Here is an 11488-nt window from a genome sequence, read left to right on the forward strand (position 1 = left end):
TGCCCGGTCGTGTCCCCGGGCCCGTGTGGCTGTCGCGTGTCGCCCTCGTGGTGCGTGCGGCGCCGCTCGGTCATGGTGTTCTCTCCAGTGTCCGGACCCGGCGTTCCACTCGTGCCGGCAGCGGTTGTCGGCGGGTCAGGGCGGCCGGCATCCGGCGTACCGCCTCGGTCAGGGCCTGCCGGGCTTCCGGGTCCGTGCGGCTGTCGAGTGCCAGGCGTGCGGTGTGTGCGAGGGCGTGCCGGAGGGGGCGGCGCAGCCATGCGGTGAGCAGGGCGTTGCGGCGTACGCGGGCGGTGCGGCCCGGGCGTGGTGCGCCGTCCGCGCCGTCGGGCTGGTGCCGGGCGACGAGGGCGGGGCAGTAGGCGACGCCCCAGCCGCGCGCTTCCAGGTCCATGGCCAGCAGGGTTTCCTCGGCGCCGAAGTGGAGTACGGGGTGGTAGCCGCCGGCCTCCAGGAAGGCGTCCCGGCGGGCGACGGCGGCGCAGCCCAGGAAGCCGAGCACGGACGGGCCCGGCAGGTCGGGTTCGCGACCCAGCGGGGAGGCGGCGAGAACCTCGTTGAGCGGGTCGGCGTCGGCGTCGGTGCCGACCAGGGTGCTGGCGGCGGCCAGCCCCAGGCGCGGGTGGGCCGCGAAGACCTCGGCGGCCCGTGCCAGCGCGCCGGGCTCCCACCAGGAGTCGTCGTCGCTGAACGCGACGAGCGGTGTGCCGAGTGCGGCGGCCCCGTACGTCCGGCCGACCGCGCCGAGATTGCGGCCGGGGGTCAGGACCCGTACGGAGGGGAAGCGCGCGCGTACGGCGTCCGCGGTGCCGTCCGACGAGCCGTTGTCCACGACCACGACGGGCGGCTCCTCGGGCAGCCCCGTCACCCGCTCCAGCGTCCCGAGCAGGCGCTCGCGGCGGTTCCGGGTGATCACGACGATGCCCACATGGGCGGTGCGCGGGGCGCGTTGGGCGCCCGGCACCGCGCCGGTGTCCGGCAGCCCTGCCGTCCGCGCGGTCACGACCGGTACTCCGGGCCCGGCGCGGCGGCGCGGGCCGCGCGCCGGGCCAGCGCGGTCGTCGACCGGCCGTCCAGGTACGGCAGCACGAGCGCCTGGCCGCCCCACTCCTGGAGTGTGGCCGCCTCCGGGAGCGCGTCCACGGAGTAGTCGCCGCCCTTGACCCACACGTCGGGCCGCAGGCGGCGCAGCAGTGCGACGGGGGAGTCCTCGTCGAAGACGGCGACGGCGTCGACGCTGCCCAGGCCGGCCAGGACGCGGGTGCGGTCCGCTGCCCGGGTCAGCGGCCGCCCCGGCCCCTTGAGGCGGGTGACGGACGCGTCGGAGTTGACGCAGACGATGAGGCAGTCGCCGATCCGCCGCGCGCTCTCCAGCAGCCCGACGTGCCCGGCGTGCAGCAGGTCGAAGCAGCCGCCGGTGGCGACCACGGTGCCGCCCCTGGCCTGCACGGACCGGGCCAGTTCGAACGGGTCGGCGGGCCGCTTCGGCGCCGGCCGGCCGGGCGGCGGCGCGGTGCGCCACAGGCCGCGGTTGCCCGCGCCGCCGCCCGCGACGAACGCGGCGGCCTCGGCGACGGCCCGCTGGACGGCCTCCTCGGGCAGCGCCCCGTCGGCCAGCGCGGCGGCCGCCGTGGCGGCGAAGCAGTCGCCCGCCCCGCACGGGTCACCGTCGGCCCGGTACGGCGCGGGCACCAGCATCGGCGAGTCGCTGCCCGCCCTGGCCAGCAGCGCGCCGCGCACGCCGAGCGTCACCGCGACGGCCGCGGCCCGCCATTCGGCGGCCAGTTGGGCGCCCCGTACGGCACAGGCGTGCAGCGACCGGTCCTCGCCGGAGGTCAGGGCACGGGCCTCGGCCGCGTTGGGCGTGACCAGTCGCGCGCCCGGTACGGGCGGGTCGCCCTTCGGGTGCGGGTCCCACAGCAGCGGGACCCGGCGCGCCACGTCGGCGAGCAGGCCGCGGACCGCCGCCGCGGTGCCGCGCCCGTAGTCGGCGACGAGGACGGCGCGGGCCCCGGCGAGCGCCTCGCGCACCGCGGGGCCGGGCTCGCCCGGACTGCCGCCGCCGCGGTCGAACCGCACCAGGGGGCGGCCGGACGCCATGACCCGGGTCTTCTCCGGGAGCCGGCCCGCCAGCGGGATCTCCACCAGGCGTACGATCCCGTGCAGCGCGCGCCGTACGGCCTCGCTCGCCGGGTCCTGTCCCAGCGCGGTGACCAGGACCACGTCGCGTCCGGACCGCGCGGCGAGCGCGGCGGCGAGGCCGGCGCCGCCCGGCCGGCTGCGGTCGTCGGCCACGTCCACGACGGGGGCGGGCGCGTCCGGCGCCAGGCGCGAGGAGTCGCCGTCGATGTCGCGGTCCAGGAGGGCGTCCCCCACGACCACCAGGGGCCGGCGGGCCGTCATGACCGGCTCCGGCGCCCGCCGGTGCGGCGGGCGTTCACAGCGCACCGTCCCGGTCGGCCACCGCGATCTCCAGCGGCACGCCCGGGGCCCGCGGGGTCCGGGGCGCGCCGCTGACGGCGTCGAAGTGTTCGCACAGGATGTGCACCGCGATCAGGTGCGCCTCCTGCACCGTCGCGCTGCTGGCGGAGTCCACGCACACCGCCTCGTCGGCGGCGTCGGCCAGCGGGTTGGGCCGGGGGCCGGTGAGCGCCCAGACCCGCAGTTCGGCGTCGCGCGCGGTCTCGGCGGCGGCCAGCAGGTTGTCGCTGCGGCCCGAGGTGGACAGCAGCAGGAGTACGTCGCCGGGGCGGCCGTGTGCGGCGACCTGCCGGGCGAAGACCTGCTCGAAGCCGTAGTCGTTGCCGATGGCGGTGACGCTGGAGGTCTCGGCGTGCAGCGCGATGGCCGAGTAGGCGGGGCGGTCCTGCTGGTAGCGGCCGACGAGTTCGGCGGTCAGGTGCTGGGCCTGGGCGGCGCTGCCGCCGTTGCCCGCGGCGAGCAGCCGGCCGCCCACGGGGAGGACGGCGCCGAGGTGGGTGCCCCACTCGGCCAGCCGGCGCAGGCTGTTCCGGCGCAGCCCGGTCACCGCGTCCTGGAGCGACTGGCAGTGGCGGTGTGCGGCGTCAAGGGGTTGGCTCATGGTCGTCGGGCTCCCGGGGGTGCGCCGGTGGCGCTGGGGCCCGCACCTCCTTCGTACGTCTGCGGCGGGGACGGGGCGTCGGACGGCGACGAGGGGGACCGGGAACGGCCGCGGCGCCGGGACGGGCGACGGCGGCGGAAGGCCGCGCGGTCCGGCGCTCACGCCACCTCGGTGACGGCGGCGGGCCGGGGGCTCAGCACGCCGAGGTAGGCGGCTTCGGTTCCGGCCGCGACCTGGTCCCAGCCGTACCGGGCCAGTACGCGGCGGCGTCCCGCGGCGCCGCAGGCGGCCCGCAGTTCGCCGTCCAGGAGCAGTTCGCCGACGGCGTGGGCCAGCGCGGCCGGGTCGCGGGGCGGCACCAGCCGCCCGCAGTCCGGGTCGGCGACGGTGTCCAACTGCCCGCCGACCGCGGTGGCCACCACCGGTGTGCCGCAGGCCATCGCCTCCAGCGGCACGATGCCGAACGGCTCGTAGTCCGCCGGGCAGAGCACCACGTCGGCGGCGCGCAGCAACGGCGGTACGTCCTCGCACCGCACGCCGCCGGTGAAGCTCACCCGGTCCGCGACCCCGGCGGCGCGGGCCAGTTCGCGCAGCCGCCGTACCTCGGGGTCCTGGTCGATCCGGTCGGCGGGCGGCCCGCCGGCGATGACGAGCCGGGCCTCGGGCAGCCGGGCCAGCGCGGCGACGGAGACCTCCGCGCCCTTGCGCGGGACGAGCCGGCCGAGCTGGAGGAGCAGCGGGTGGTGCGCACCGTGGTCGGCGGCCGGCCCGTCGGGGGTGAAGCGCGCCGTGTCGACCCCGCACGGCACCACGTCGATCTTGCTCTCCGCGATGCCCATCCGGCCGAGTTCGGTGACCTCGTCCCGGCAGGTGGCGATCACCCGGTCGCAGCCCTCGCCCACCTCGATCTCGCTGCTGACGCGGGAGCGCGGGCTGGTGTCGCAGTCCTGCTGGTGGCGCCGCTTGACGGTGCCCAGCGCGTGGTACGTGTGGACCAGCGGCAGCCCCAGTTCGCGGACCGCCCGGAGCGCCGCCAGGCCGGACATCCAGAAGTGCGAGTGGACCACGTCCGGCGCCCGTATCCGCCACTGTTCGGCGAGGAAGTCGCCGAACGCCGGCATGTACGGCAGCAGTTCGTCCTTGGGCAGGTGCCGCGCGGGCCCGGCGGGGACGTGGCGGACCCGCACCCCGGGCCGCATCGCCACCTCGTCCGGCGGTCCGGCGGCGTCCCGCCGGGTGTACACGGTCACCCGGTGCCCCCGGTCGGCCAGCGCGCCGGCCAGGCGCGCGACATGGACGTTCTGGCCGCCCGCGTCGACGCCGCCGAGGACCGCCAGTGGACTGGCGTGCTCGGACACGAGCGCGACGGACAGGCGCGGGGCGGTGCCGAGAGGGGTGGTCATGCTTGCACCTCCGTGATCAGGCGTTCCCAGTCGTGCAGGAAGCGCTTGAGCCCGTACCGCTCCAGCGCCGCCTGGCGGGCCCGCGCGCCGTCCTCGGCCGCCGCGTCGGGGTCCTCCAGGTACGTCCGGGCGGCCCGGGCCAGGACCTCGGGCCGGTTGGAGAGCGTGCCGGTGCCGGGCAGCACCGCTTCGGCGGCCTCGGTGGTGGCCAGGGCCACCACCGGCATCCCGAGGTGCATGGCCTCCAGGAGCGACAGGCCGAGCGAGGTCCAGCGCACCGGGTGCAGATAGCACCGGCGCTGCGCCATCGCCTCGTGCAGTTCGCCCTGCGGCAGGTCGGCCGTGCGGCAGCGGTCCGGCGGCAGGCCCAGGTGTTCGGCGAGCCCGTCGGTGCGCATGCCGAAGACGTCCAGCGGTGCGGCGGCCGCCAGTCCGGGCAGCAGGTCGGTGCCGACCGTACGGCCGCGGCGGATCGGCTCGTTGGTGACGACGGCGGCGCGCGCGAGCCGTCCGGTGTACAGGTGGCCGGGGTCGACGATGCCGTGCTCGATCACTTCCGTACGGGTGCCGCCGTTGTCCCAGAAGAGCCGGTTGAAGTGGGTGACGTGCACCAGGACCAGGTCGTCACGGTCGGCGCACGGGTGGCGGGTGTGCGGTACGTCGCCGTCGGGCGCGTTGTGCTCCAGGTAGACGGCGGGCACGTCCCGGCCGGGCCGCCGCCCGCCCAGCCAGCGTTCGGCCAGCCCGGCTTCGTGCGGCCGTTGCAGGACGACGAGGTCGACCGGGGCGTGCCGCAGCTCGGCCGGGGTCTTCTCCACCACCGAGTCGGGCCAGGGGAAGGTGCGGGCCCGGCCCAGTCCGTCGGGTCCGCGGTCCGGGGTGACCGGCACCAGGTAGGTGTGCGGCCCCTGGACGAACGCGGTCGTCCAGGATCCGTGGACATGCCAGAGCAGGATGTTCATACAGTCGCACCTCGTTCGGTGTCGGTCGCGGTTCGGGCGGCTCCGGCCGCGGGCCGGGCGCCGCCGCCCGGCGGCCGGGCGGTCGCGTCGGCCGGGCGGGAGGTCTCGTGCGCGCCGCGCCGGTCGTCGTCCGGCGCCCGTACGGGGCCGTCCCGGTGGCCGTCCGCACGGCCGGGCGCGGGCGGCGCCGGTGGCCGGCCGGGGCCGGTCAGCCGGGACACGGCCGCGAGCAGCGCGGTGTCGCTGACCGTGTCGAGACACGGGTGGCCGGGCACCGGGCACCGCCGGGCTCGGCTGCCCGCGCACGGCGCGTCCTGGTCGCCGAGCAGCACGTGCGGCACGCCGTACGGCGCCCACAGCCGCGCGGGCACCACCGGCGCGAACAGGCAGACGACCGGCGTTCCCACGGCGGCGGCGAGATGCGCGGGGCCGGTGTTGCCGACGACCACCGCACGCGCGCCGGCCAGCACCCCGGCGAGCTGATGCGCGTCGGTGCGCCCGCCGAGGTCCAGCGCGTGGCCGCCCGCGACGGCGGCGGTCAGCTCCCGTTCGCCGGGGCCGCCGGTGACGATGACGCGGTGCCCCGCCGCGCTCAGCGCGCCCGCCGCGCGCGCCGCCCGCGCCGCACTCCAGGCGCGGGCCGGCACCGCGGCGCCCGGGTGCAGCACCACGTACGGGTCGCCGCCGGTCAGCGGCGTGGTGTCGGGCGGCGGGAGGACGCCCAGCGCGCCGTCGTCGCCCGGCGGCAGGGAGAACCCGGCGTCCCGCGCGAGGTCCAGTGCCGCCTCGGCCTCGTGCCGTTCCGGCTTGCGGTGGTGCCGCAGGTCCAGCAGGGCGCCGGGGTAGTCCACGCTGTCCGCCGCGATCCAGCCGATCCCGGCGAGCTTGAGCAGCAGCGCCGCGGGCAGCGGGCTCTGGTGGTACGACACGAGCACCAGCGCCCGGTCGAACCGCCCCGCCGCCAGCGTGTCCACCAGCTCCTCGGTGACCCGCCGGTCCACCGGGGCGGGCCGCAGACCCACCCACGGCGCGTCGTGCACGATCACCTCGTCCACCCCGGGCAGCAGCCGCGCCGCCCGCTCGCCCAGCGGGCCGCACAGCAGGGCCGTGTACGAGGAGCCCGCCGCCACGGCGCGTACCGCCGGGCCGGCCAGCAGCACGTCGCCCGCGCTGTCCAGCCGGACGACGAGCGAGCGCGGGGCCGCGGTCATACGGCGCCCTCCCCGGTGCCCGGCCCGTGCAGCAACAGCCGTACGGCGCCCGGCAGATCACGGGCGTACTCCGCTGCCGCCGCGACCTCCTCGGCACGGGTCACCGGCGTCGGGACGAGCACCCCGCGCGCACCGGCGGCCCGCGCGGCGGCCACATCGGCACCGATGTCGCCGATCACGGCGGTCCGCGCGGCGGGGACACCGAGGAACGCGCAGGCCGCGAGGACCAGGCCGGGCGCGGGCTTGCGGCAGCCGCAGCCGTCGCCGGGCCCGTGCGGGCACACCGCCCAGACGCCGAACGGCCCGAGCCGCGCCTCGACCTCCCGGCGTACGGCCGCGACCTGCGCGCCGCTCAGCAGGCCGCGCGCCACGCCGGACTGGTTGCTCACCACGCCCACCGCGAGGCCGCGGGCCCGTACGGCGTCCAGTGCCGCGCGTGCTCCGGGCATCGGCTCCACCAGCGACGGGTCGCCGTTGTAGGGCACGTCGGCGACCAGCGTCCCGTCCCGGTCGAAGAGCACCGCCTCCAACGGGCCCGGGCTCCGCGGCGGTCGGGTGGCGGCGGGTACCGGTACCCGCGCCGGAGCGTCCCGCTGCGGCGTGTACAGCCACAGCCGCCCGGGCTCCTCGCGCTCCGCCGCCGGGTCCGCGACCGCCGTCGCCCCCTGGGCGGCGCCCTGATGCCTGGCCACGGGCTACACCCGCTCCGGGACCGGCAGCGGCCGGACCCGCGGCACGGCCGGCGCCGGCCGGACGCCCAGCGGCACCACCCGGCGGTGCCGCACCAGGCCGCGCAGCCAGTGCCCGGCGGCGGCCGGCGGGATGAGCGCACTGGTCACCGCCATCGTCACCAGCTCGTCCCGGGTACGGGGCCCCGGCGCGATCCGCGCCCACGCGAACTCGGCCGTCCCGCCCAGCCACAGCCCGGCCAGCGCCACCGCCGCCCGGGTCCGCCCGGCCGCGGCACAGGCCAGCGAGGCCCCCGCCGCCGCCGTCACCACCAGGTGCCGCGGCAGCCGGCCGCGCGGCGCGTCCGCGTGGTGCCACCAGTCCCGGCCGTGCTTACGGGTCATCAGCACGTCGTCGGCGTTGCCCGCCTGGAGCCGTACGGAGACCCAGCGGTCGGCGGGCCGCACCGGATGCGTGGTGCGGCGGGTGCCGGCCGCCAGCGACCAGCCCGCCGCCAGGACCCGCAGCGCCAGGTCGGCGTCCTCCCGGAAGGCGCGCCGGAACCGCTCGTCGAAGCCGTCGACCGACTCCAGCGCGTCCCGCCGGTACGCCATGTCGGCGGTGATCCACTTCGCGGTGGCCAGCCCGGCGGTGTTGCGCTCCCAGTCCGTGGACCGGCGCTCCGGGGGCACCGGCACGGCGATGCGCGCGGTGACCCCGGCCGTGCGCGGAGACGCGGCGGCGAGGTCGGCGGCCAGGTCCGTACCCCATGTGGGGCCGGGCACCACGTCGTCGTCGAGGAAGACCACCCACGGCGTGGCGTCCGCCGCCCGCCAGCCGGTGTTGCGGGCCGCCGCCGGCCCCCGCGCACAGCCCGGCACGACCTTCGTCCGCTCGCGCAGATCCTCGGGGATTTCGGCCGGCAGCGGGGTGCAGTCGTCCAGCGCCCGGTCGTCCACCAGCACGACCTGGAGCGGCTGCGGCCCCTCGGCCGCGGCCAGCGCCCGCAGGCACGCCGTCAGGCTGGGCCGCCCGAGAGTGGGGATCACCACCGTGTAGCCGGCCGTGGTCGGCAGGGTCATCGGACCGCCCCCTCACCGCTGCCCGCGACCGGCGCCTGCGCGAGCCGGTCGTACGAGGCGGGCGCCAGCGTCTCCTCGATGCCGGCCGGGATGGACAGCACCTCGGCACGGCGTGCCGCTCGGCCCCCGGCGGCGAAGAACGCGTCCCGCCGGACCGCGAACGGGCCGATGGCCAGCAGGTCGACGGGCGTGGAGCCGAAGCACTCCAGCGCGTCCCGCGGGTCGTCGACCATCGGGCGGCCCGCGGTGTTCAGGCTCGTGTTGACGACGACGGGCAGCCCGGTGAGCCGCTCGAACTCGGCCAGCATCCGGGCCACCAGCGGCTCGTCGGCCGGGTCCACCGTCTGGATGCGGGCGGTGCCGTCCACGTGCACCACGGCGGGGATGCGCTCCCGCCACTCCTTGGCCACGTCGTGCACGAACAGCATGTACGGGCTGGGCAACTGCCCGTCGAAGATCCGGCCCGCCCGGTCGGCGAGCACCATCGGCGCGACCGGCCGGAACTGCTCGCGGCCCTTGACGTCGTTGAGCCGCTCCAGGTTCGCGGAGTGACCGGGGTGCGCCATCAGGGAGCGGTGCCCGAGCGCCCGCGGCCCGTACTCCGAACGCCCCTGGAACCACGCCACGATGGCGTTCTCCGCCAGTGCCTCCGCGACCGTGGCGGCGATGTCGGCGGGCCGCTCGAAGGGCACGGCGGCGGTCCGCAGCCACGCCTCCAGCTCCGTGTCGGACCAGCCGCGGCCGAGGTCGGCGCCGGGCATCGGCGCGGGCTCCTCGCCATCCTGGGCGCTCAGCAGGAGCGCGCCGCCGAGCGCGGTGCCGGCGTCACCGGCGGCCGGCTGCACCCACACCCGGTCGAACGGCCCCTCGCGCGCGATCCGGGCGTTGGCCACGCAGTTCAGCGCCACCCCGCCGGCCAGCGTCAGGACGCTGTCGTGCGTCCGGCCGTGCAGCCAGCGGGCCAGGTCGAGCAGCGTCTCCTCCAGGACGAGCTGGGCGCTGGCCGCGAGGTCGGCGTGCGCCTGGCTCCACGGCTCGTCCGCGTGGCGCGGCACGCACAGGTCGCTCCACGGCACGTGCGCGGCGTGGAAGCCGCCGTCGCCGGTGGGGTACACGTAGCGGCGCAGCTCGGGCAGCATCCGCGGGGTGCCGTACGAGGCCAGCGCCATTACCTTGAACTCGTCGCAGGAGCGCAGGAATCCGAGGTGCGCGGTCAGCTCCTCGTAGACCAGGCCGAGCGAGTGCGGCAGCTCCTGCCCGTACAGCGGCTCCAGCTTGCCCTGGACGCGCTGCGCGGCCAGGTGCGAGGTCGCCTCGCCGCGGCCGTCGAGCACCAGCACCGAGGAGCTGTCGGCGTCCGGCGCGGCGAACGCGGCGGACGCGGCGTGTGCCATGTGGTGCGGGACGAAGCGCACCCGCCGCGGGTCGAGGCCCGGCAGCGCGGTCTTGAGGAAGCCGGGGGCTTCGCGCGCGTACGTCAGGCGCAGGTGGTCCCAGGGGTCGTCCAGACCCATCTGCTCGGCGGGCCGGGCGAGCCGGGGGTCGAAGGAGTACGCCACCGCGTCCAGGTCCTCCGGGCGCAGACCGGCGGTGGCCAGGCACCAGGCGGCGGCCTGCTCGGGCACCTCCCAGGCGGCGAAGGGCACCGGCCGTTTGCCGTGTTTACGGCGGGAGAATCGTTCCTCTTCGGCGGCGGCGACGGTCTGCCCGTCGACGACGAGGGCGGCGGCGGGGTCGTGGAAGAGCGCGTTGATGCCGAGAATGCGCATGGGGGTTCGCTGGCCTTTCGTCGGGATGGACGGCGCCCGGCCCGCCGCCCGGTCGGGGCGGCCGGACACCTGGGGCCCCGGCCCCGGTGGCTGCCGGAACCGGCGGCGGTGTCAGGGTCCTTGCCGCTTGCGGAACCACGCGACGGTGCGCGCCAGGCCGTCCCGTGGCGCCACTTCGGGCTCCCACTGGAGCTTGCCGCGGGCCATCGTGATGTCGGGGCAGCGGACCGCGGGGTCGTCCGTGGGCCGTTCGATGAACCGGACCTGGGAGCGGGAGCCGGTCAGTTCGATGATCAGATGGGCGAGTTCGAGCATGGTGATCTCGACCGGGTTGCCCAGGTTCACCGGCCCCCGCAGGTCGGAGGCGGCCGCCGCGAGGATGCCCCGGACGGTGTCGTCCACATGGCACAGGGAGCGGGTCTGGAGCCCGTCCCCGGTGACGGTGAGCGGCTCCCCGGCCAGCGCCTGCCGGATGAACGTCGGCACCGCGCGGCCGTCATGGCCCCGCATCCGCGGCCCGTAGGTGTTGAACAGCCGCACGATGCCGGTGTCGGTGCCGTGGGTGCCCGCCTCGGCGGTCGTCATGGCCTCACCGAAACGCTTCGCCTCGTCGTACACGCTCCGGGGGCCGACGGGGTTGACGTTGCCCCAGTAGGTCTCGCTCTGCGGATGCTGCTGCGGGTCGCCGTACACCTCGGAGGTCGACGCGAGGAGGAAGCGCGCCCCGTGCGCCCGCGCCACGGCGAGGGCGTTGCGCGTCCCGAGGCTGCCGGTGTCCAGCGTGTGCAGGGGCAGCCGCAGATAGTCGGCGGGGGAGGCGGGGGAGGCGAAGTGCAGGACGAGGTCCACGTCGCGTCCGACCTCGAACGGTTCGGTCACATCGGCCTCGACGAAGAGGAAGCCGGGCAGCCCCCGTAGCTGGGCGACGTTCTCCTGCGCTCCCGTGCTCAGGTCGTCGACGCAGGTGACGGAGGTGCCCTGGGCCAGCAGCGCGGTGCACAGGTGCGAACCGACGAAACCCGCGCCGCCGGTCACCACGGCGTGTTTCCAGTTCCGGGAAAGAGCGGCGTTCATTGGTCTCCCTCGACTAGGGGTTTGCCCAGTTCCGGGTGCCTCGCCTGCTTCAGGGGAAACGTCACGCTAGGCGACGCTGCGCCCCCTTATGACATGCTCTACTCTGAAAAGTCGCTCTACGTCGGTTTCCTGGCGTCCGACCGGCCGCCCGCCGGCCCCCGGCTCCCGATGCCACGGGACACCGCGTACGGTGCGGAGCACTTCACCGGCCCACCCCCGGAACGGCTCCCCGGGGA

At 76.9% G+C, this 11488-nt stretch carries 10 protein-coding genes; all 10 read right to left on the reverse strand.

Features of this window, described 5'->3' with window-relative positions:
- Positions 1–70: 70 nt before the first annotated feature.
- Positions 71–1003, reverse strand: a complete 933-nt coding sequence (locus tag ACH4EB_RS04985) for a glycosyltransferase family 2 protein (protein WP_398345912.1) — start codon at positions 1001–1003, stop codon at positions 71–73.
- Positions 1000–2403 carry a D-glycero-beta-D-manno-heptose 1-phosphate adenylyltransferase gene (gene rfaE2, locus ACH4EB_RS04990; protein WP_398345913.1) on the reverse strand — a complete coding sequence of 468 codons (1404 nt, stop codon included), beginning with the start codon at positions 2401–2403 and terminating at the stop codon, positions 1000–1002. Before rfaE2 ends, ACH4EB_RS04985 begins: the two co-directional genes overlap by 4 nt.
- Positions 2404–2437: 34 nt before the next feature.
- Positions 2438–3082 (reverse strand): SIS domain-containing protein, encoded by a 645-nt coding sequence (locus tag ACH4EB_RS04995; protein ID WP_398345914.1) that lies wholly within the window; start codon positions 3080–3082, stop codon positions 2438–2440.
- A 158-nt stretch (positions 3083–3240) separates the two neighbouring features.
- Positions 3241–4485 (reverse strand): glycosyltransferase, encoded by a 1245-nt coding sequence (locus ACH4EB_RS05000; RefSeq protein ID WP_398345915.1) that lies wholly within the window; start codon positions 4483–4485, stop codon positions 3241–3243.
- The gene (locus ACH4EB_RS05005; protein WP_398345916.1) at positions 4482–5447 is read right to left on the reverse strand and encodes a glycosyltransferase; all 966 of its coding nucleotides are present in this window, start codon (positions 5445–5447) and stop codon (positions 4482–4484) included. The genes ACH4EB_RS05000 and ACH4EB_RS05005 overlap by 4 nt, the downstream gene beginning before the upstream one ends.
- A complete protein-coding gene (locus ACH4EB_RS05010; protein WP_398345918.1) occupies positions 5444–6658 on the reverse strand; it encodes a glycosyltransferase family 9 protein in 1215 nt (404 codons plus the stop codon). The genes ACH4EB_RS05005 and ACH4EB_RS05010 overlap by 4 nt, the downstream gene beginning before the upstream one ends.
- A complete protein-coding gene (locus ACH4EB_RS05015) occupies positions 6655–7350 on the reverse strand; it encodes an HAD-IIIA family hydrolase (RefSeq protein ID WP_398345919.1) in 696 nt (231 codons plus the stop codon). The genes ACH4EB_RS05010 and ACH4EB_RS05015 overlap by 4 nt, the downstream gene beginning before the upstream one ends.
- 3 nt (positions 7351–7353) lie before the next feature.
- Positions 7354–8409 (reverse strand): glycosyltransferase family 2 protein, encoded by a 1056-nt coding sequence (locus ACH4EB_RS05020; protein WP_398345920.1) that lies wholly within the window; start codon positions 8407–8409, stop codon positions 7354–7356.
- Positions 8406–10178, reverse strand: coding sequence for a carbamoyltransferase (locus ACH4EB_RS05025; protein ID WP_398345921.1), 1773 nt, complete (start codon positions 10176–10178; stop codon positions 8406–8408). The genes ACH4EB_RS05020 and ACH4EB_RS05025 overlap by 4 nt, the downstream gene beginning before the upstream one ends.
- A 111-nt stretch (positions 10179–10289) precedes the next feature.
- Positions 10290–11252 carry a UDP-glucuronic acid decarboxylase family protein gene (locus tag ACH4EB_RS05030; protein WP_398345922.1) on the reverse strand — a complete coding sequence of 321 codons (963 nt, stop codon included), beginning with the start codon at positions 11250–11252 and terminating at the stop codon, positions 10290–10292.
- Positions 11253–11488 lie beyond the last annotated feature (236 nt).

Origin of the sequence: Streptomyces sp. NPDC018045 (assembly GCF_044327445.1) — a bacterium.
GTDB lineage: Bacteria > Actinomycetota > Actinomycetes > Streptomycetales > Streptomycetaceae > Streptomyces.